The sequence below is a fragment of the Pantoea sp. Lu_F5_004 genome (assembly GCF_051136245.1).
GTDB lineage: Bacteria > Pseudomonadota > Gammaproteobacteria > Enterobacterales > Enterobacteriaceae > Pantoea > Pantoea agglomerans.
Window position 1 is genome coordinate 2,735,049 of sequence record NZ_CP194946.1, and the last position, 20,708, is coordinate 2,755,756.

22 protein-coding genes are annotated in these 20,708 nt (G+C 56.5%); 12 read left to right on the forward strand and 10 right to left on the reverse strand.

All coding sequences use genetic code 11. From position 1 onward, the window contains the following. Positions 1-18: 18 nt before the first annotated feature. Together aat and infA are read left to right on the forward strand one after the other, a co-directional pair. Positions 19-711 (forward strand): leucyl/phenylalanyl-tRNA--protein transferase, encoded by a 693-nt coding sequence (gene aat / locus ACR8BN_RS12685; RefSeq protein WP_010254921.1) that lies wholly within the window; start codon positions 19-21, stop codon positions 709-711. A gap of 345 nt (positions 712-1,056) precedes the next feature. After that, on the forward strand, positions 1,057-1,275 hold the full coding sequence (gene infA / locus ACR8BN_RS12690; RefSeq protein ID WP_002211347.1) for a translation initiation factor IF-1: 219 nt from the start codon (positions 1,057-1,059) through the stop codon (positions 1,273-1,275). Positions 1,276-1,361: 86 nt separating this feature from the next. Here infA and clpA read toward each other — a convergent pair whose 3' ends face one another. Together clpA and clpS are read right to left on the reverse strand one after the other, a co-directional pair. After that, on the reverse strand, positions 1,362-3,638 hold the full coding sequence (gene clpA, locus ACR8BN_RS12695) for an ATP-dependent Clp protease ATP-binding subunit ClpA (RefSeq protein WP_031593147.1): 2,277 nt from the start codon (positions 3,636-3,638) through the stop codon (positions 1,362-1,364). 52 nt (positions 3,639-3,690) lie between these two features. Further along, positions 3,691-4,011 carry an ATP-dependent Clp protease adapter ClpS gene (gene clpS, locus ACR8BN_RS12700; RefSeq protein ID WP_031593149.1) on the reverse strand — a complete coding sequence of 107 codons (321 nt, stop codon included), beginning with the start codon at positions 4,009-4,011 and terminating at the stop codon, positions 3,691-3,693. Between the two features lie 316 nt (positions 4,012-4,327). Between clpS and cspD the strand changes: the two genes are divergently transcribed. Further along, entirely contained in the window at positions 4,328-4,549 is a 222-nt protein-coding gene (gene cspD / locus ACR8BN_RS12705; RefSeq protein ID WP_010254451.1) for a cold shock-like protein CspD, read from the forward strand. A 73-nt stretch (positions 4,550-4,622) separates the two neighbouring features. Here the strand turns inward: cspD and ACR8BN_RS12710 are convergent, their stop codons facing one another. Then, the gene (locus tag ACR8BN_RS12710; RefSeq protein WP_434746989.1) at positions 4,623-6,260 is read right to left on the reverse strand and encodes a DUF2813 domain-containing protein; all 1,638 of its coding nucleotides are present in this window, start codon (positions 6,258-6,260) and stop codon (positions 4,623-4,625) included. A 132-nt stretch (positions 6,261-6,392) separates the two neighbouring features. Here ACR8BN_RS12710 and ACR8BN_RS12715 point away from each other — a divergent pair, with 132 nt between their 5' ends. The 3 genes from ACR8BN_RS12715 (at position 6,393) to ltaE (ending at position 10,214) form a co-directional block, all read left to right on the forward strand. Further along, complete coding sequence (locus tag ACR8BN_RS12715) at positions 6,393-7,292, forward strand: lysine exporter LysO family protein (RefSeq protein ID WP_031593151.1); 900 nt, start codon at positions 6,393-6,395, stop codon at positions 7,290-7,292. A gap of 130 nt (positions 7,293-7,422) precedes the next feature. Next, positions 7,423-9,144, forward strand: coding sequence for a ubiquinone-dependent pyruvate dehydrogenase (gene poxB / locus ACR8BN_RS12720; RefSeq protein WP_434746990.1), 1,722 nt, complete (start codon positions 7,423-7,425; stop codon positions 9,142-9,144). A 68-nt stretch (positions 9,145-9,212) separates the two neighbouring features. Then, positions 9,213-10,214 (forward strand): low-specificity L-threonine aldolase, encoded by a 1,002-nt coding sequence (gene ltaE / locus ACR8BN_RS12725; protein WP_434746991.1) that lies wholly within the window; start codon positions 9,213-9,215, stop codon positions 10,212-10,214. 4 nt (positions 10,215-10,218) lie between these two features. Here the strand turns inward: ltaE and ACR8BN_RS12730 are convergent, their stop codons facing one another. Further along, positions 10,219-11,043 carry an N-acetylmuramoyl-L-alanine amidase gene (locus tag ACR8BN_RS12730; protein WP_039387627.1) on the reverse strand — a complete coding sequence of 275 codons (825 nt, stop codon included), beginning with the start codon at positions 11,041-11,043 and terminating at the stop codon, positions 10,219-10,221. Beyond that, positions 11,040-11,360: a heavy metal-binding domain-containing protein gene (locus tag ACR8BN_RS12735; RefSeq protein WP_003849304.1), complete on the reverse strand. Its 321-nt coding sequence runs from the start codon at positions 11,358-11,360 to the stop codon at positions 11,040-11,042. The genes ACR8BN_RS12730 and ACR8BN_RS12735 overlap by 4 nt, the downstream gene beginning before the upstream one ends. 106 nt (positions 11,361-11,466) lie before the next feature. Between ACR8BN_RS12735 and ACR8BN_RS12740 the strand changes: the two genes are divergently transcribed. The 6 genes from ACR8BN_RS12740 to ACR8BN_RS12765 all read left to right on the forward strand — a co-directional run bounded on the left by ACR8BN_RS12740 (position 11,467) and on the right by ACR8BN_RS12765 (position 15,944). Next, positions 11,467-12,006 carry a lipoprotein gene (locus tag ACR8BN_RS12740; RefSeq protein WP_031593155.1) on the forward strand — a complete coding sequence of 180 codons (540 nt, stop codon included), beginning with the start codon at positions 11,467-11,469 and terminating at the stop codon, positions 12,004-12,006. 224 nt (positions 12,007-12,230) lie between these two features. Next, on the forward strand, positions 12,231-12,959 hold the full coding sequence (artP, locus tag ACR8BN_RS12745; protein ID WP_010254433.1) for an arginine ABC transporter ATP-binding protein ArtP: 729 nt from the start codon (positions 12,231-12,233) through the stop codon (positions 12,957-12,959). A gap of 15 nt (positions 12,960-12,974) precedes the next feature. Continuing rightward, on the forward strand, positions 12,975-13,706 hold the full coding sequence (gene artJ, locus ACR8BN_RS12750) for an arginine ABC transporter substrate-binding protein (RefSeq protein WP_434746992.1): 732 nt from the start codon (positions 12,975-12,977) through the stop codon (positions 13,704-13,706). A 6-nt stretch (positions 13,707-13,712) separates the two neighbouring features. Further along, positions 13,713-14,429, forward strand: a complete 717-nt coding sequence (gene artQ, locus ACR8BN_RS12755) for an arginine ABC transporter permease ArtQ (RefSeq protein WP_010254430.1) — start codon at positions 13,713-13,715, stop codon at positions 14,427-14,429. Continuing rightward, positions 14,429-15,097 (forward strand): arginine ABC transporter permease ArtM, encoded by a 669-nt coding sequence (gene artM / locus ACR8BN_RS12760; protein WP_031593159.1) that lies wholly within the window; start codon positions 14,429-14,431, stop codon positions 15,095-15,097. The genes artQ and artM overlap by 1 nt, the downstream gene beginning before the upstream one ends. Before the next feature lie 115 nt (positions 15,098-15,212). Further along, the gene (locus ACR8BN_RS12765; RefSeq protein ID WP_064704719.1) at positions 15,213-15,944 is read left to right on the forward strand and encodes an arginine ABC transporter substrate-binding protein; all 732 of its coding nucleotides are present in this window, start codon (positions 15,213-15,215) and stop codon (positions 15,942-15,944) included. Here ACR8BN_RS12765 and rlmC read toward each other — a convergent pair. The 5 genes from rlmC to potG all read right to left on the reverse strand — a co-directional run bounded on the left by rlmC (position 15,923) and on the right by potG (position 20,645). Beyond that, positions 15,923-17,113, reverse strand: a complete 1,191-nt coding sequence (gene rlmC / locus ACR8BN_RS12770) for a 23S rRNA (uracil(747)-C(5))-methyltransferase RlmC (RefSeq protein WP_434746993.1) — start codon at positions 17,111-17,113, stop codon at positions 15,923-15,925. The two genes, ACR8BN_RS12765 and rlmC, sit on opposite strands and share 22 nt — an antisense overlap. 41 nt (positions 17,114-17,154) lie before the next feature. Further along, complete coding sequence (locus ACR8BN_RS12775) at positions 17,155-17,622, reverse strand: YbjO family protein (RefSeq protein WP_010254423.1); 468 nt, start codon at positions 17,620-17,622, stop codon at positions 17,155-17,157. Positions 17,623-17,697: 75 nt separating this feature from the next. Beyond that, entirely contained in the window at positions 17,698-18,543 is an 846-nt protein-coding gene (potI, locus tag ACR8BN_RS12780) for a putrescine ABC transporter permease PotI (RefSeq protein WP_434746994.1), read from the reverse strand. Further along, the gene (gene potH, locus ACR8BN_RS12785) at positions 18,540-19,502 is read right to left on the reverse strand and encodes a putrescine ABC transporter permease PotH (RefSeq protein ID WP_010254421.1); all 963 of its coding nucleotides are present in this window, start codon (positions 19,500-19,502) and stop codon (positions 18,540-18,542) included. Before potH ends, potI begins: the two co-directional genes overlap by 4 nt. Before the next feature lie 9 nt (positions 19,503-19,511). Continuing rightward, entirely contained in the window at positions 19,512-20,645 is a 1,134-nt protein-coding gene (gene potG, locus ACR8BN_RS12790) for a putrescine ABC transporter ATP-binding subunit PotG (protein ID WP_010254420.1), read from the reverse strand. Positions 20,646-20,708: the final 63 nt, after the last annotated feature.

Genomic DNA, 20,708 nt, shown 5'->3' on the forward strand with positions numbered 1-20,708 from the left:
GATGGGTAACATAACGCGATGAGACTGGTACAACTGTCACGGGAATCTTTGCAATTTCCCCCACCGGAGATGGCGCTGCGCGAGCCAAACGGCCTGCTGGCCATGGGGGGTGATCTCTCCCCTGCCCGCTTACTTAACGCTTATCAGCGCGGCATCTTTCCGTGGTTTTCCTCTGGCGACCCGATTCTCTGGTGGTCGCCCGATCCCCGTGCAGTGCTGTTGCCTGAGCAGTTTCATCTCAGCCGGAGTATGAAGCGTTTCCACAGCCGTTCGCCCTATCGGGTGACGATGAATGAGTCATTTGCAGAGGTGATCGAGGGCTGTGCCACCGGTCGTGAGGAAGGCACCTGGATCACCTTTGAAATGAAGCGCGCCTGGTTGCGATTGTATGAACTGGGCCACGCTCACTCCATTGAAGTATGGGACGAACATCAGCTGGCAGGTGGCATGTATGGGCTGGCGATGGGGCAAATCTTCTGCGGCGAATCAATGTTCAGCCGTCAGCAGAATGCGTCAAAAACCGCACTTTGGGTATTTTGTCAGCATTTCCTCAGACATCAGGGCCGTCTGGTGGATTGTCAGGTACTTAACCCTCATACGGCCTCTTTGGGGGCGCAGGAGATCCCGCGCGCCGACTATCTGCAATATGTACAAAGCCTTGCGTGCCAGCCTGTCAGCGATGGCTGCTGGCAGACACAAACCCTTTTTTAGTCGCACAGAGATGTTTTGCACACATAAAGGCGTATTAAGTGGTATAATGGTCGAGTTTGGTATGTCGTCCGCGCTTCGCAATAACGAGCCGGAATTGCCAGGCTGGGAATCTCAACGCACTCTCGGAACTGTTTTCAATCGTGCGCGTGTAACCGGTTGATACAGATTCTTAGCCCGCTAATCCCCCGCAGACGTCACATAAACACCCTAATTTTACCGGATGCGCGCGACTGACGTGCACCCCGGCAAAGCGTTGGCAAAATCGCCGACGGTTCTTTACATAAATCGTTGAATTGGGCATTATCTTGCCGGTTCAACTGAAAGGTAGTACACCCAGAGGATTCGATGGCCAAAGAAGACAATATTGAAATGCAAGGTACCGTACTGGATACGTTACCTAACACCATGTTCCGCGTAGAACTTGAGAACGGACACGTGGTTACTGCTCATATCTCCGGTAAAATGCGCAAAAACTACATCCGCATCCTGACGGGTGACAAAGTGACCGTTGAGCTGACCCCGTACGACCTGAGCAAAGGCCGCATTGTCTTCCGTAGTCGCTAATTTGCAGTAATCTCATCGCTCTGCAATTTGCAGCGAAAAAAAAGGCCGGATTTTAATCCGGCCTTTTTCATATCTGCAGCAGGTGATTAATGCACCGTGCCTTCGGTTTTGCGTTTTTCAGCACTCAGGAAGTGATAGGTCAGTTCACCTTTCTCACGATCCAGCGCCACTGACACCGAGCCGCCATCCACCAGCGAACCAAACAGCAGTTCATTGGCTAACGGTTTCTTCAGGCTGTCCTGCACGGTGCGCGCCATCGGACGAGCGCCCATCGCTTTGTCATAGCCTTTCTCAGCAAGCCAGTCGCGTGCTTCATCGCTGACTTCCAGCGACACGCCTTTGGCATCCAGCTGCGCCTGCAACTCGACAATGAACTTGTCGACCACCTGATGGATCACCTCTGGTGACAGGTGACTGAACCAGATAATGTTGTCGAGACGGTTACGAAACTCTGGAGAAAACATCTTTTTGATCTCTTCCATGGCATCGGTGCTGTTGTCCTGATGAATCAGGCCAATCGACTTACGTTCAGTCTCGCGGACACCGGCGTTAGTGGTCATGACCAGCACCACGTTGCGGAAGTCCGCTTTGCGACCATTGTTGTCGGTCAGCATACCGTTATCCATCACCTGCAGCAGCAGGTTGAAGACATCCGGGTGTGCTTTCTCTATCTCATCCAGCAACACCACCGCATGAGGATGCTTAATCACCGCATCCGTCAGCAGGCCGCCCTGATCAAAGCCGACGTAACCCGGAGGCGCACCAATCAAACGGCTGACGGTGTGACGCTCCATATACTCGGACATATCAAAGCGCAGCAGCTCAATACCCAGCGCTTTCGCCAGCTGCACGGTGACTTCCGTTTTACCGACACCGGTAGGCCCGGCAAACAGGAAGGAACCGACCGGCTTACGATCCTGACCCAGACCTGCACGGCTCATTTTGATCGCTTCCGTCAGCGCCTCAATCGCATTGTCCTGGCCAAACACCAGCATCTTCAGGCGATCGCCCAGATTTTTCAGCGTATCGCGGTCGCTTGCTGACACGCTTTGCTCAGGAATACGGGCAATACGGGCCACCACCGTTTCAATGTCAGAGACGTTGATGGTTTTCTTGCGCTTACTGGCTGGCATCAGGCGCGCACGCGCACCCGCTTCATCAATCACATCAATCGCCTTGTCAGGCAGATGACGGTCGTTGATATATTTCACCGCCAGTTCCACCGCGGCGCGCACCGCTTTCGCGGTATAGCGCACATCGTGATGCGCTTCGTACTTGGTCTTCAGGCCATTCAGGATCTGCACGGTCTCTTCAGATGAAGGCTCCGTGATATCAATCTTCTGGAAGCGACGCGCCAGGGCACGATCTTTTTCAAAGATGTTGCTGAATTCCTGATAGGTGGTGGAACCCATCACCCGAATCTTGCCAGAGGAAAGAAGAGGTTTGATCAGGTTCGCAGCATCGACCTGGCCGCCGGACGCGGCACCCGCACCAATGATGGTATGGATCTCATCGATAAACAGAATGCTGTGTTCGTCCTGTTCCAGCTGCTTCAGCAGCGCTTTGAAACGTTTTTCAAAGTCACCACGGTACTTGGTGCCGGCTAATAAGGAACCGATATCCAGCGAGTAGATCGTGCAGTCTTTCATCACTTCCGGTACATCGCCCTGCTCTATGCGCCAGGCGAGACCTTCAGCAATGGCGGTTTTACCCACACCCGACTCACCCACCAGCAGCGGGTTATTTTTACGGCGACGGCATAGCACCTGAACGGTACGTTCCAGCTCTTTATCGCGACCAATCAGTGGATCAATACCACCGACGCGAGCAAGCTGATTAAGATTGGTGGTGAAGTTTTCCATACGCTCCTCCCCGCCTGCTTGCTCTTCGTTAACCGGATTTTCTGCGCCTGGCGCCTGGCCGGGCTCATCTTTGCGCGTACCGTGAGAGATGAAATTCACCACATCAAGGCGGCTCACTTCATGTTTGCGAAGCAGATAGGCCGCTTGCGACTCCTGCTCGCTGAAAATGGCGACCAGCACATTCGCACCGGAGACTTCGCTGCGACCGGATGACTGGACATGGAAAACCGCACGCTGCAGGACGCGCTGGAAGCTGAGCGTGGGTTGTGTGTCACGCTCCTCTTCGCTGGCAGGCAGCACGGGCGTAGTTTGTTCGATGAAGGCTTCGAGTTCCTGCCGCAGAGCCACAATGTCCACCGTACAGGCTTCCAGTGCCTCTCTGGCCGACGGGTTACTGAGCAACGCCAGTAACAGATGCTCGACGGTCATAAACTCATGACGGTGCTCACGCGCTCTGGCGAAAGCCATATTTAAACTGAGTTCCAGTTCTTGATTGAGCATTAGGCACCTCCCCCAATTATCGCCCTTACCTGTTTCCTATATGGAGACGGGTTCAGGCCTTTTCCAGCGTACACAGCAACGGATGATGATTTTCCCGTGCATAGTTGTTCACCTGGGCCGCTTTTGTTTCGGCGACTTCTGCAGTAAATACACCACAGATCGCCTTGCCGTGATAGTGAACTTTCAACATCAGCTGCGTTGCACGTTCAACATCATAAGAAAAGAACTTTTGTACAACGTCAATAACAAATTCCATAGGTGTATAATCGTCATTATTCAGAATGACTTTATACATAGAAGGCGGCTTTAACCCTTCACGTACTTTATCTTCGGCCAGATGTTCAAAGTTAAGCCAGTCGTTTGCGTTTGCCATAGTGTTCCGTTGAGATTTTGCTTTTAGCCTTTAAGTAGCTACATATTGAGAGTTTAACATGCCTGTCAAGCCGCATGCCGCTGCTGAAAATTTATTCAGAAATTCCCCTGCGCGACCTGCATCACAAAATTCGCAATAGCGTTAACTGCCTCAAATTTTGATGATTTTTTCCCCACCTGGCCCGGTGGTTTGCTTGACGTCAGCCGCGCTTTCTCTACATTCTAGCTGCACAGGCTGATTGAGTTTTAATCAAATCCGACTCACAGCTTCGATGACCTCACCTACTTATAAAATGTCTTGCGAGGGAAGTAAAAGCATGGAGACGGGCACAGTTAAATGGTTCAACAATTCCAAAGGCTTTGGCTTTATCTGTCCGATTGGCGGTGGCGAAGATATTTTTGCGCACTACTCCACCATTCAGATGGAAGGCTACCGCACGCTTAAGGCAGGCCAGCAGGTTCAGTTCGATGTTCACGAAGGCCCGAAAGGCAATCACGCCAGCCTGATCGTGCCGGTCGAGGTGCAGGCCGTGGCCTGACACATATCGCCTTTCTGAACAAAGACCCAAAAATGCCAGCCAGTGCCGCTGGCATTTTCCTGTTCGATGTCACCTAATCTGCCTGGCCCTGCGCCAGTCCAATCACCCGGGCAAACATCTGCCGCATCAACAGCGGGATGGCTTCTGGCCCGCGTTCCGCCGCTGACGTAGCCACTGCGATCGCCAGTTCCGGCTTGGAGCTCTGGTGAATCGCCTTAGTAATAATACGCCTGGAACTCATCGGAACGTTTAACGGCAGGTGCGCCATCTGATGATAGACATCCTGAAAACCCTGCTGATAGAGAAAATTTTCCATATCCAGCGCCGGTAACTGCGTCAGAAAACGCGGCTCCGGTTCACCCGGCTGTAACTGAGTGCGTGCCGTACTGGCATATTTATTCCCCGCCTGATCACCGTCAGTCAGGACATGCCAGGCGATACCCATGCGCCGGGCAAACTTCAGTAGCGGCTTTAACCCCGACTGCGCAAACTCAATCACCTTCACGCCTTCAGCGGCGAAGTTGTAACCGCACTGCTGCGCCAGCTCATTCATGATCCAGACTTCGGTTTCCCCCTCCACCAGCAGCCAGCAACGGGCAAACAGCGCAGCAGGCCGGTTGACCCGAATATGGAAGCCAATGCGCCGGCTCTCTTCGGCACTCAGTCCCTCCGGACCGATACGCCAGGCCGCTACGCGCGAGGGTCCTCGCACCAGACGACAGACGTTTTCCACCGGCACCTGCGACAGCAGCTCCGGCGAATTAGTGGTGGCGATTTTTTGCAGCGGCAGCAGCCTCAGCAGATTCCATGCTACCGACAGCATAATCGGATGCAGCCGGGTTTCCGGATCTTCAATCAGCAGCAGCGGGCGGGCACCGGCGGTCAGCGGGACGTCTCCTCGCGCCTCAATCAGCAGGGTAAACATCTGCAGCAGAATCAGCTGACGACTGCGGGAGTCGGTTCCGGCAATCAGCTGATTCAGGTGATCCAGCGCCCGCCATCCCTGTCCCCCCTCGCGCGTCTGAGGATCCCGTAGCCTGACCTCGTTGCCCGCATCGGGCGGCTGCACCAGAAAGTAGTGCTGCATCAGTTGCTGCATCGTCTTCAGCCCCTGCCGCAGCACCTCATCGCTGAGCTGTTGCGGATGGTGCTCCAGATCGCGCGCCAGCGTCTCCATACCCGCCAGTAGCTCAGGATGTGCGGTGGGGAGCGGTGCACTACTCCGCCTCCGCTTACTGAAACGTGCATCGCGCAATCGCAGAACAGGATACCGTTTCAGCAAAAGATCGATGGCCGCCGCACAGTTCTGCTCAGGCAACAGCTGATAGTTCAGGTCAACAAAACGGCGGCGGGTTTCGATACCGCTGTCACGCCAGGTGGCGCTGACGCTGTAACAGAGCTGACGCTGGCCCTGAGCATCACGCTGCCAGAAGGTCGAGAGCACCGCATCCGGGTCGTTGCCGTCATCGCGAAAGTGGAACACCACCGACAGGCGGCGCATCGCATCGGTCACATCGCCTGGGGTGAAATGGAAATCAGCCTCGGTAAAAACATAGGCCGGTTCATGGGGCGAAAGTAACAGGCTCAGGGCATCCAGCAGACTGGATTTGCCCCAGGCGTTCTCACCAATCAGCAGATTGGTCTGGGTTAAAGGCAGTGAGAGCTTATTGATGCCGCGGAAACCGCGAATGTCGATATGTTCCAGAATCATAGGCGCCCATCCTCAGTTTATAAACAGCATGGTTGCCGCCAGCGAGCCGGTCAAGCTGCTTTCTCAGGGTTTACTCCGTTACGCTTTTTCGCTAGCGTGTGGCCTCTTCCTCCATGGATGGCCCTTATCGCTATGTACTCCGGACTCCTGATTATTCTTCTGCCGCTGATCGCCGGCTGGCTGCTACCGTTCCGTCAAACTTCAACCCTGCGCCGGGTCAATCAGCTGCTGGGCTGGATGGTTTACGTCATTCTGTTCTTTATGGGCATCAGCCTGGCCTTTCTCGACAACCTGAGCAGCAATCTGCTGGCGGTATTTTACACCGCGCTGGTAGCGGCATTCTGCATTCTGCTGTGCAACCTGCTGGCGCTGCGCGGGCTGGAAAAATATGCTCCCTGGCAGCATGCGCATCGGCAGGAGAAACTGCCCTCGCGGCTGCATATGGCGCTGGACTCTCTGAAGCTGTGCGGCGTGGTTGTCATCGGTTTTCTGCTTGGCCTGACCCAATGGCCACTGCTGCAACACGCCTCGACGGCCAGCGAATATGCGCTGATCTTCCTGCTGTTTCTGGTGGGCATTCAGCTGCGCGGCAGCGGCATGACGCTGCGTCAGATTATTCTGAACCGTCGTGGCCTGCTGGTTGCCAGCGTAGTGCTGGTCAGCGCACTTATCGGCGGCATGATTGCGGCGTTGCTGCTGGGCGTGCCGCTGAAAACCGGTCTGGCGTTAGCCAGCGGTTTTGGCTGGTACTCTCTCTCCGGCATTCTGATGACCGAAGCTTTTGGTCCGGTCATCGGCAGCGCCGCCTTCTTCAACGACCTGATACGTGAACTGGTGGCAATCATGCTTATTCCGGCGTTGATTGGCCGTCATCGCTCCAGCGCACTGGGCCTGTGTGGCGCCACCTCAATGGACTTTACCCTGCCGGTGCTGCAGCGGGCGGGCGGCAATGAGATCGTCCCGGCCGCCATTGTGCACGGCTTTGTGATGAGCCTGCTGGCCCCGATTCTCATCGCTCTCTTCTCCGCCTGAATCCTGTCTGATATGCGCTGAGCTCTGCCAGCGCATTTTTTCACGCCTGCTTTTCTGCCGCGTCGTCTACGCTTCTTTTTTCGGTTCTGGTCACGTCACTCTTCAGGGCGGGCCGACAAAGGAGAAGAGCATGAAACAAACCGTCGCGGCGCTGGTCGCCAAAACGCTGGAAAGCGCGGGCGTAAAACGCATCTGGGGCGTCACCGGGGATTCCCTTAACGGCCTGAGCGACAGTCTTAATCGCATGGGCACCATTGAATGGATGCCGACGCGCCATGAAGAAGTCGCCGCATTCGCAGCGGGCGCGGAAGCGCACATCAGCGGTGAACTGGCGGTCTGCGCCGGCTCCTGTGGGCCAGGCAACTTACATCTGATCAACGGTCTATTCGATTGCCATCGTAACCGCGTTCCTGTTCTGGCGATTGCGGCACATATTCCCTCCAGCGAAATCGGCAGCGGCTATTTTCAGGAAACCCATCCGCAGGAGCTGTTCCGCGAATGCAGCCACTACTGCGAGCTGGTTTCGAACCCTGAGCAGCTCCCGCAGGTACTGGGTATCGCGATGCGTAAAGCGATTCTGAATCGTGGCGTCTCGGTGGTGGTGCTGCCTGGGGATGTCGCGCTTAAACTGGCGCCAGAAAGCGCCAGCGCGGAATGGTATCCGCCACAGTTGCCGCAGGTCCTGCCACAGCCCGCAGAACTGGCGCAGCTGGCGCAGACGCTGAACGAAGCCAGCGATATTACGCTGCTGTGCGGCAGTGGCTGCGCCGGAGCGCATCAGGAGGTGGTAGCGCTGGCAGAAGCGCTGAAAGCCCCTATCGTCCATGCGCTGCGCGGCAAAGAACACATCGAATATGACAACCCTTATGATGTCGGCATGACCGGTCTGATCGGTTTCTCATCCGGTTTTCACGCCATGATGAATGCCGGGACGCTGGTATTGCTGGGCACGCAGTTCCCCTATCGCGCCTTCTATCCGGAAAAGGCTAAAATCATCCAGATTGATATCAATCCGGGCAGCCTTGGGTCACATTGTCACGTCGATCAGGCCTATGTCGGCGATGTAAAAAGCACACTGCAGGCGCTGCTGCCGCAACTGACACACAAAAGCGATCGCAGCCATCTCGACAGCGCGGTTAAGCACTATGTAGAGGCACGTAAAAGTCTGGACGAGCTGGCGCAGCCCAACGACAAGCAGCCGATACATCCGCAATATCTGGCACAGCAGATCAGCCACTACGCCAGTGATGACGCCATCTTTACCTGCGATGTCGGGACACCGACCGTCTGGGCGGCGCGCTATCTGAAGATGAACGGCAGACGTCGCCTGCTGGGTTCGTTTAACCACGGCTCAATGGCGAACGCGATGCCACAGGCGCTGGGCGCGCAGTCGATCGATCGCAATCGTCAGGTGGTGGCAATGTGTGGCGACGGCGGCTTCAGCATGCTGATGGGGGATTTTATCTCACTGGCGCAACTGAAAATGCCGGTCAAACTGGTGATCTTTAACAACAGCGTGCTGGGGTTTGTGGCGATGGAGATGAAAGCGGGTGGCTATCTCACCGATGGCACCGAGCTGGAGAATCCTGACTTTGCCGCTATCGCCGAGGCCTGCGGTATCCGGGGTATCCGGGTGGAAAAGGCATCCGATCTCAATGGCGCGCTGGAGCAGGCGTTTGCCCACGATGGCCCGGTGCTGGTGGATGTCATTACCGCCAAAGAGGAACTGGCGATGCCGCCGGAGATCAAAATGGAGCAGGCTAAAGGCTTCAGTCTCTACATGCTGCGCGCCATCATGAATGGTCGCGGTGATGAGGTGGTAGAACTGGCGAAAACCAACTGGCTGCGGTAAAACAGAGACTCCATCCAGGCGGGCGTGATGCCCGCCTTTTTTTCTTTCGCCACGTTCAGGAGCATAGGGTGATCGATTTACGCAGTGATACCGTAACCCGGCCCAGTGCCGCCATGTTAAGCGCGATGATGTCTGCCGAGACCGGTGATGATGTCTACCGTGACGACCCCACCGTAAATGCGCTGGAGGCGGAAGCCGCACGGCTGAGCGGCAAAGCAGCGGCGCTGTTTTTCCCGACCGGCACCCAGGCGAATCTGGTGGCACTACTCAGCCATTGCGAACGCGGCGATGAATATATCGTCGGTCAGCAGGCGCACAACTACAAATATGAGGCGGGCGGCGCGGCAGTGCTGGGCAGTATTCAGCCACAGCCAATTCTGGCCGCCGACGATGGTACGCTGCCGCTCGACGTAGTAGCGGCCGCCATCAAGCCGGACGATATTCACTTTGCCCGCACCCGTCTGCTGAGTCTGGAGAACACGCATCACGGTAAAGTCCTGCCGCTGGCGTATCTGGAACAGGCGTGGAATTTTACCCGCGAGCACCAGCTGGCGCTGCACATTGATGGCGCACGCATTTTCAATGCGGTAGTCGCGCAGCAGACCACGCTGGCAGCGATTGCCCGCTACTGCGACACCCTGACAATCTGTCTCTCTAAAGGTCTGGGCACGCCTGTCGGTTCTCTGCTCTGTGGCGACACGGCGCTGATTGAGCGCGCACGTCGCTGGCGTAAAATGACCGGCGGCGGCATGCGCCAGGCCGGTATTCTGGCGGCGGCGGGTCTCTATGCGTTAGAACACAACGTGGTGCGGCTGCAGGAGGATCATGACAATGCCGCCTGGCTGGGACAGCAGTTGCATGAGCTGGGCGTTCAGGTCATCGATCAGCAGACCAACATGCTGTTTGTGGCGGTGCCGGAAACCCAGGTCAAACCATTAGGTGAGTGGATGAAGGCGCGCGGGGTGTTAATCAGCGCAGGAACCCGCACCCGTCTGGTCACCCATCTGGATGCTGATCGTGCGGCGCTGGCGCAGGTCGTCGCCCACTGGAAGGCGTTTTTACACCAATAATCCGCTATTGCGCCGCGCCATATTTATCCAGTAGCGCGGCGGCTATCGCCGCGGTTTCTGCATCGGGCTGCCCGCGATAATCCGCAGGCCGGAAATGCATCTGAAACGCGGCGATTACCCTCTGCTGTTCACGCGCGCTCATCCCTGCCGTCACCGGATAGCCGTAGCGCTGCAAACTTTCCAGTAGTGGCTCCACGGGCACCACCGCGTGCGGATCCTGACCCGCTAAATGAAACGCGACCTGCCGGGCATCGGGCCAGGCACCCATTCCGCGCTGGGCCAGCTGTTGCCACGGAAATAGTGGGCCGGGATCCTGCTTACGCTGCGGCGCGATATCACTGTGACCGACAATATTTTCCGGTGCGATGCCGTAGCGCTGTGCAACATCGCGCAGCAGCGCCTCCAGCGTGGTGATCTGCGCAGCGGTAAACGGCTGCCATTCAAGACCGGTCAGGGTCCGGCGATAACCCTGGTTCACCAGTTCGATACCAATCGATGTGTCATTGATGCGGCTGGCTCCGCGCCAGAAGCTTGGCCCGGCATGCCAGGCGAGCTGCTGCTCCGGCACCAGCTGCCAGATAACGCCTTTCCCGGCGCGCTGTGGCGGCTGGCGGGGGATCAGATAGTGGGCGCTGACCTCCCGATCGGTCAGGGTCGCCAGCGACGAAGAAAAATCTTCGGCGGTGTAGTGGATCACTATCACCTTCACCCGCGGTCGCGCGCCCTGCGCCGGATGCCGCAGATCGGCCCAGTAGCCGTCACGGGATTCTATCCCGGACTGGCAGCCCGCCAGCAGCAGCGCCAGTATCAGCCACAGCCACCGTTTCAACGAATGATCACCGCCGTACCGCTGACACTTACCATCAGCATGCTGCCATCTTTGCCGACCGTTTCGTAATCAATATCGATACCGACTACTGCGTTGGCGCCCAGCGCTTTTGCCTGCTCCTCCAGCTCTTCAAACGCGATCTCTCGCGCTTTGCGCAGCTCTTTCTCATAAGCACCGGAGCGGCCACCGACCACATCACGGATGCCAGCAAAAAAATCACGGAAGATGTTGGCACCCAGAATCGCTTCACCGGTGACGACGCCGCAATATTCGCTGATGCTGTGACCTTCCAGCGTTGGGGTTGTTGAAAATTTCATCGCATTCTCCTTGTTGAAAACCGGGCTAAGGCTCTTTCGACTAAAAAGCACGGCTATACTCTATGCTAAAAAGGGCACCTTGCCAGAGAACCATAAGGAAATCGAGATGAGAAACAACGCGTTTGCGCTAATGATCCCGGCAGCCCTGCTGCTCAGCGCCTGTACCACCGTTGAGCCAGTCATTAAGGATAATGGCCCACGTACCGCACCGTGCATTGAAGGCGGTCCTGACCAGGTGGCCCAGCAGTTTTACGACCTGCGTATCGAACAGCCTACGCAGGGTCTGCCCGACAGCAACACCCTGGCAAAATATCGCCCTTACCTGAGTGATGCGCTGTACCACTCATTGCAGTCGGCAAGCGGCAGCAATGCAGGCGCACAGTGGCGCAATGGCGATCTCTTCTCCAGCCTGTCACAGGGTCCGACCGCTGCCAGCGTTGCTGATGCTTCCACCATTCCGAACCGCGATGCGCGCAACATCCCGCTGCGGGTCGATCTGAGCCGCGACGGCAAGCAGTGGCAGGATGAAGTGCTGATGATCCATCAGGGCAGTTGCTGGGTGGTGGATGATGTGCGCTACATGGCCAACCCTGCGCATGCAGAGGGTGGCAGCCTGAGCCAGATGCTTGAGAAATCGAAAAAATAACCTCAGGCTTATCCGTTCAGCGAAGCGCAGTCGCCCCCGGGCGCTGCGCTTTTTTTATTTCCGCCGTCCGGCCCGCTGCAGCGGGCTGCCCCCAGACTGTGCATGATATTGTGCTAAGCTTTTGCGGTTAGCCTGCTGTTTTACAAATTTTAACCCACCTTATTTGCATAACTATTCTGGTGACGTTAAAATCCGCGACACTAATAGCTATTCAAATCTGGCGCATGAGTATTCAACTAAACGCAATAAACTGCTTCTACGGTGCTCATCAGGCGCTGTTCGACATTAACCTTGAGTGTCCGCAAGGCGAGACCCTGGTACTGCTGGGTCCCAGCGGTGCGGGTAAGAGTTCGCTGCTGCGGGTGCTTAACCTGCTGGAGCAACCCCGTTCAGGTCAGTTGCAGATTGCCGGTAATCAGTTCGACTTCAGCCAGAAACCCTCCGATGCTGCGATTCGCGAACTGCGTCAGAACGTCGGTATGGTGTTTCAGCAGTACAACCTCTGGCCGCATCTTACCGTGCTGCAGAATCTGATTGAAGCGCCCTGCCGGGTACTGGGCCTCAGCAAAAGCGACGCCCGCGCCCGTGCCGACAAGCTGCTTGACCGGCTGCGCCTGACGCCCTACAGCGATCGCTTTCCGCTGCATCTCTCCGGTGGTCAGCAGCAGCGTGTGGCGATTGCCCGCGCGCTGATGATGGAGCCACAGGTGCTGCTGTTCGATGAGCCGACTGCCGCGCTGGACCCTGAAATTACCGCACAGATTGTCAGTATCATTCGCGAACTGGCCCAGACCCGCATTACCCAGGTGATTGTGACCCATGAAGTGGAGGTGGCACGTAAAACGGCCAGCCGCGTCGTCTATATGGAGAACGGTCACATTGTGGAACAGGGCGATGCCAGCCGCTTTACACAGCCGCAAACCGAGGCGTTTGCTCACTATCTTTCGCACTAAGTCAGGATGCTAAAAATGAAAAAAATGGTACTTGCTGCACTGCTTGCTGGTTTTAGCCTGAGCGCTACGGCGGCTCAGACGATTCGTTTTGCGACCGAAGCCTCTTATCCTCCTTTTGAGTTTGTGGATGCGGACAACAAGATTCAGGGCTTTGATGTCGATCTGGCCAATGCGCTGTGTAAAGAGATTGACGCGACCTGCACCTTCACCAATCAGGCGTTCGACAGCCTGATCCCAAGCCTGAAATTCCGTCGCTTTGATGCGGTGATGGCGGGCATGGATATCACGCCAGATCGTGAAAAACAGGTCCTGTTCACCAAGCCTTACTATGACAACTCCGCGCTGTTTGTTGCCCAGAAAGGCAAAGTCGCCAGCGTGGAAGCGCTGAAAGGCAAGCGGGTTGGCGTCCAGAACGGCACCACCCATCAGAAATACCTGACTGAGAAACACAGCGAAATCACCACCGTTCCTTACGACAGCTATCAGAATGCGGTGCTGGATCTGAAAAATGGCCGTATTGATGCTGTGTTCGGTGACACCGCAGTCGTCAACGAATGGCTGAAGCAGAATGCCGCACTGGCTGCCTTCGGCGAGAAAGTCACAGACAAAGCCTACTTTGGTACCGGCCTGGGCATTGCGGTACGTACCGGTAACACCGATCTGCAGACCAGATTCAATGGCGCGCTGGATAAGATCAAAGCAGACGGCACGTACAAAACCATCTACAGCAAATGGTTCCAGCAGTAATCTCTGATGAATGAAATGATGACCCTCGCAAGCGCCGCCGGCATGACCGTCGGCCTTGCTGTTTGTGCTCTCATCGCTGGCCTGGTGCTGGCGATGATTTTCGCTGGCTGGGAGTCACTGCGCCTGAAACCGCTGGCGTGGATTGGCACCGGCCTGGTGACGCTGATCCGCGGCCTGCCGGAAATTCTGGTAGTGCTGTTTATCTATTTTGGCGCCTCACAGCTGCTGCTCACCCTCTCTGACGGCTTCACCCTGAATTTCGGCCTGTTTCAGTTACCGATTCAGGTAGAAATTGAAAACTTCGACGTCAGTCCGTTCCTGTGCGGTGTGATTGCGCTGGCGATGCTCTATGCCGCCTACGCCTCGCAGACGCTGCGCGGCGCGCTGAAAGCGGTGCCGATGGGTCAGTGGGAGTCGGGTCAGGCGCTGGGTATGAAAAAATCGGCCATCTTTCTCCGGCTGATTATGCCCCAGATGTGGCGTCACGCCCTGCCCGGTCTGGGCAATCAGTGGCTGGTGCTGCTGAAAGATACTGCGCTGGTCTCGCTGATTAGCGTCAACGATCTGATGCTGCAAACCAAAAGTATCGCCACCCGCACGCAGGAGCCGTTTACCTGGTTCCTGGTGGCGGCCGCTATCTACTTAGTGATCACGCTCTTCAGCCAGGCGGTGTTACGCCGCATCGAACTGCGCACCACCCGCTTTGAACGGGGGAACAGCTAATGCTGGCCTATCTGCCTGAACTCCTGAAAGGGTTGCATACCAGCCTGACGCTGACGGCAGCCTCGCTGGTCGTGGCCCTGCTGCTGGCGCTGCTCTTCACCGTGGTACTGTCGCTGAAAACGCCGGTGTTCAACCCACTGGTCAAAGGCTTTATTACGCTGTTTACCGGCACACCGCTGCTGGTGCAGATCTTCCTGATCTATTACGGTCCGGGACAGTTTCCCTCGATCCAGCAGATCCCCTGGCTGTGGCATTTACTGTCGCAGCCCTGGTTGTGCGCGATGCTGGCGCTGTCCCTGAACAGCGCGGCTTACACCACGCAGCTATTTTACGGTGCGGTGCGTGCGATTCCTTCCGGACAGTGGCAATCGTGTGCCGCGCTCGGCATGAGTCGCAAAGATACCCTGCGCATTCTGCTGCCGTATGCATTTAAACGCGCCCTCTCCTCCTACTCCAATGAAGTGGTACTGGTGTTCAAAGGCACCTCTCTGGCCTACACCATCACCCTGATGGAAGTCATGGGCCACGGACAGTTGCTCTATGGCCGCACCTACGACATCACGGTCTATGCCGCGGCGGGTCTGGTTTATCTCTGCGTTAACGGTTTGCTGACCCTGATGATGCGCCTGATCGAAAAGCGCGCCCTGGCCTTTGAACGACGTAACTGATCTCCGGGCGAGGCTCCTCGCCCTTTTCGCCTGAAAAATCACACTAATTGCATAAAAATGCATTTTATGGCAGGGTATCGCCTTCTCTGGCTGACCACATCACAGGAATCATAAAATGAAAAAATGGATTGTTGCCGCTGCGCTGGCTTCGCTGGCACTTACCGCCCAGGCAGCGGAAAAGATTCGCTTCGCCGCCTCAGCGACCTATCCGCCGTTTGAATCCCTGGACCGGGAAAATAAACTGGTGGGATTCGATATCGATCTGGCCAAAGCGCTGTGCCAGCAGATGAAAGCGGAGTGTACCTTTACCAACAATGCCTTCGACAGCCTGATCCCGTCACTGAAGTTCCGCCGCTATGATGCGGTGATTTCCGGCATGGATATCACAACTGAGCGCAGCAAGCAGGTCGATTTTACCCAGCCTTATTACGCTAACTCCGCCATCGTGATCGCCCGTAAAGGCCAGTTCAGCAACTTTGGTGAGCTTAAGGGCAAACGCATTGGCGTGGAAAACGGCACCACTCACCAGAAGTACCTGCAGGATAAGCATCCGGAAGTGAAAGTGGTGGCATATGACAGCTATCAGAATGCGATTCTGGATATGAAGAGTGGCCGGCTGGATGGCGTGTTTGGCGACAGCGCGGTGGTGAATCAGTGGCTGAAGACCAATGCAGATCTCGCCACTGTCGGTGAACATGTTACGGATGCGGACTACTTTGGCACCGGTCTCGGCATTGCCGTGCGTAAAGGCAATACGGTGCTTCGCGATCAGTTCAATCAGGCACTGAACGAACTGAAAGCCAACGGCAGCTGGCAGCAGCTTAATCAGAAGTGGTTCCCGGAGTAATTACCGGCTGAGGCTGCCTCTGCCGATGCTTTCCCGGACTCGTGCTGACGGCGGGTTAACAGCGTCAGCACTTCAAAATGGGCGGTGTGGGGAAACATATCGAACAGTTGCACCTTCGTCACCTCATAGGCACTCAGTCGGGCAATATCCTGCGCCATGGTCTGCGGATTACAGCTTGAATAGAGCAGATAATCCGGGGCCATCTGGCTGAGATAGTCACACAGCGCCTCACCAATCCCACGACGCGGTGGATTAACCAGCACCAGCTGCGGCACCGCATCGCGTCCGGTCGCAAACGCCGTAGAATCCAGCGCCGCAAACTGCACTTTTTCCAGCCCCAGCATCTCAGCGGAACGCTGGGCGCATTTTATCGCCTCGGCGCTGATCTCAATGCCCGTCAGTTCCATCTCCGCTGTCGCGCAGTGCAGACCAAAACCGCCTACGCCGCAGAAGAGATCCCACATGCTGTTGACCGGCAGCGCCCTGACCCAGTCGCGCGCGGTGGCATAGAGTGCGCTGGCAACCTGCGGGTTGGTCTGGAAGAAGCTTTGCGGGCGGATCCACAGCGGCACGCCGTTGAAGTTCTCTGCCAGCGACTGCGCGGGCGTCAGCGCAATCTCCTCTTCCCCCTCCAGAATCGCCATATGCACCGGCTGAATATTGGCAGAGATCACCGCCAGCTGCGGCAACTGCTGTTGCAGCCACGGCAATGCGGCGCGCAGCTGTTCCAGTTTCGCGGTTGAGCGCAGGACAAAGCGCAGCATCACGCCGCCCTGCTGGCTTTCGGTTATCAGCAGGAATTTGAGTTCGCCGCGTTTGCGCGCCACGTTATAGGGCGTCAGTCCGGCACGGGCAATAAAGGGCTTAAGTGCAGCAAAAACCGGCTGGAAGCTGGCGGGATAGAGCGGACAATCGCACAGATCCACAGCTTCACCATCACGATGGATTAATCCCAGCACCGGACGCTCGACGCTGCCACTCACCACCATTTTGGCTTTATTACGAAATGCCTGCTGCGGTGAGTTGACCGGCGGCAACCAGGCAGTGACCGGCTGCTCAGCCAGTAACTGTTCAAGCATCGACTGTTTTTCGTTCAGCTGAGTGGGATAGGGTTTTTCCAGCCACTGACAGGAGCGGCAACGGTTAGCGTCATAAAGCGCGCAGTGCATGGTAAAGCCTTAACGATCGGGTCGGGCGGAGCGCGATTGTATCATCGCTTCCTGAAAAAAGCGCGGCTGCTGGCAGGCAGAAACAGCAGCAGGAGCACCAGCAGATCGGGGATTTTCTGCGACAGGGTATGGTGGATAATCTGAACGTTGTTGTCGCCATCAATGCTGAAAATCTCAGGGTAGATCCAGCCCAGCGAGGCGACCAGCATATAGCTGAGCACAATCACCTGCGTCGCCACATAGCCCCAGCGTCCACGGTTACTGCCGCGCATCAGCGTAAAAGCGCAGCGCAGTTCGAACAGGAAGATCAGCTGGCTGGCGACAAAGATGAGTGTCGCGTCCCAGGACTGGGCGCTGCGGTGAACAAAATTGGCGAGTTCACTGTAACCCAGCTCGTTTGCCAGCATCAGGACGCTCAGGCAGCGGGTCGCGATTATAGCAATGCCCGCAACCGTCACCGGAACCGGCGCGATTGAAAGCGTGGCACTGCTTTTGAAGATTTCTGACATAGTCCGTGACTCCACCTGATCGAAAAACGGGCCGGTCAGACCGGCCCGTTCATATAGTGGCAAAGGTTACGGATTTCAGCCACGTTTAGCTTTCTGAATATCGCTTAAACGTTGTTTTTCTTCGTGTGCCATCACCCGCCAGGCGATAAAACCGACTAAACCGACCACAAACAGGATCAATGAAGCCAGCGCATTGATTTCCGGGTTAACGCCGCGTCGCACAGTGGCGAAGATCGCCATCGGCAATGTGGTGGCACCCGGCCCGGTCACAAAGCTGGCGATCACCAGATCGTCGAGTGACAGGGTAAACGCCAGCAGCCAGCCGGTCACAATAGCCGGTGCAATCATGGGCACGGTAATCACAAAAAAGACCTTCAGCGGCGTTGCGCCTAAATCCATCGCCGCCTCTTCGATGGAGCGGTCCAGCTCACGCAGACGCGAGTTAATCACCACGGCCACATAGGCGGTACAGAAGGTGACGTGGGCCAGCCAGATGGTCAGCATGCCGCGCTCGCTCGGCCAGCCAAAGGCGTTGCCCATTGCCACAAACAGCAGCAGCAGCGACAGTCCGGTGATGACGTCGGGCATCACCAGCGGCGCGGTCAGCATAAAGGCAAAACCGTTGTGGCCGCGGAAGGGACCAAAGCGCACGATAATTACCGCCGCCAGCGTGCCCAGTACCACCGCCATGGTGGCGGAGAGACCGGCAATGCTCAGACTCAGCAGCACAGCGTCAATCATCGCGCTGTCCTGGAAGAGCACCCTGTACCAGTGGAACGAGAAGCTCTCCCACACCGTCACCAGCGGTGAGCTGTTGAAGGAGTAAACCACCAGCAGCAGCATCGGCGCATAGAGGAACAGGAAGCAGCAGACCAGAATCCCGGTACGCCAGGGTGAGCGAATGGTTGGCAAATTATTCATGCCTTCTCTCCCATTTCACGGTTTTGATGCTTGTGGAACCAGATGATCGGCAGAATCAGGATCAGCAGAATGATAACCGCCAGCGCGGAGGCCACCGGCCAGTCACGGTTGTTAAAGAACTCCTGCCACAGGATACGGCCAATCATGATGCTGTCCGGCCCACCCAGCAGTTCAGGGATCACATACTCCCCCACCGCCGGGATAAACACCAGCATCGAACCGGCGATAATGCCCCCTTTGGTCAGCGGGACAATCACGCTGAAAAAGGTCTTCAGCGGACGTGCACCCAGATCCAGTGAGGCTTCCACCAGCGAGTAATCAATGCGGGTCAGCGCGGTGTAGATTGGCAGCACCATAAACGGCAGATAGCAGTAGACGATACCGATATAGACCGCTGTATTGGTGTAGAGGATCACCAGCGGATGATCGATCACACCCAGCCACAGCAGGAACCGGTTCAGAATACCGTTGTTGTTAAGCAGCCCCATCCAGGCGTAAACGCGCACCAGAAATGAGGTCCACGATGGCAGGATCACCAGCAGCAGCAGAATGGTGCGCATGGATGGCTTGCTGTGCGCCACGGCCCACGCGAGCGGGTAGCCAATCAGCAGACAGATCACCGTGGAGATCGCCGCCACTTTCAGCGACTGCAGATAGGCATCGACGTAGAGCGGATCGTCGGTCAGCGTCAGGTAGTTGCCGAAATTGAGCACAATGCTGAACTGGTCATCAGCCCAGCTCACCAGCTCGGTGTAGGGGGGAATCGCTCGCGCAATGTCCGCGAAGCTGATCTTCAGCACCGTCAGAAACGGCAACAGAAATAACAGCACCAGCCAGACATAAGGCAAGGCGATGACCAGCTTGCGGCCATGCTGCATTTTTATCCGCGTGGCCCAGCGTTGCAGCGGCGTGCCGACCAGTCTGGCAGGCGCTTTAGCGCGTTGGAAAATCTGGCTCATAGCCGCTCCTTAAACCGTCAACACCACGCAGCTGTCGCATTCCCAGCAGAGGCGGACTTCATCACCCCAGGTCGGCAACCCTTTGCGGTAGCGATGTGCGTTTTGCAACTGTGCGCTGATCATCTGTCCGCTGTGCAGACGGACATGGAAGATAGAGAGGTCGCCGAGATAAGCGATGTGGACCACTTCACCCACCGCAAAGTTGCAGCCATCGGCAGGCACCTCATCGCACAGCATCACTTTTTCCGGGCGCAGCGCGACATGGACCGGAACGTTATCCACCACCGAGACATCGGAGTCGACTTTCAGTGGATGCATCAGGCCGGGACTGTCGATCACCAGGCCATCCGCCTGACGTTCACGCAGTAAGCCTTCGAAAACATTAACCGAACCGATAAATTCCGCGCTGTAGCGGCTGGTAGGATGCTCGTAGATCTCCTCCGGTTCACCAATCTGCACGAACTTGCCGCGATTCATAATCGCGATACGGCCCGCCATGGTCATCGCCTCTTCCTGGTCGTGCGTCACCATCACGCAGGTAGCGCCAACACGCTCCAGAATATCGACCACTTCCAGCTGCATCCTGTCGCGCAGTTTCTTGTCCAGTGCCCCCATCGGCTCATCCAGCAGCAGCAATTTTGGCCGTTTCGCCAGGCTGCGGGCCAGCGCCACACGCTGACGCTGACCACCGGAGAGCTGGTGCGGTTTGCGTTTAGCAAACTCCTGCATATGCACCAGCGCCAGCATCTCTGCTACCCGGCTGGTGATCTCCCCTTTCGGCAGCCGATCCTGTTTCAGACCAAAGGCGATGTTCTGCTCCACCGTCATGTGGGGAAACAGCGCGTAGGACTGGAACATCATGTTGATCGGGCGCTGATAGGGAGCAACGTGGGAAAGATCCTGACCATCCAGCACAATCTGCCCGCTGGTTGGCGGCTCAAAACCGGCCAGCATGCGCAGCAGCGTTGATTTACCACAGCCCGATGCGCCCAGCAGGGCAAAGATCTCACCTTTATAAATTGTCAGGCTGACATCATCCACGGCGTGTTGCCCGTCAAAGGATTTGGTCAGATTGCGAATTTCCAGCAGTGGCGTTAACGCCTTTGCGGTTTTATTTTGAGGACGGGGAATGGCATCGTTCACAAAGGTTCTCTCCGGAGCCAGGCGGAACATGGCGACAAAATGTGCCGCTAAAAATGGCACAAC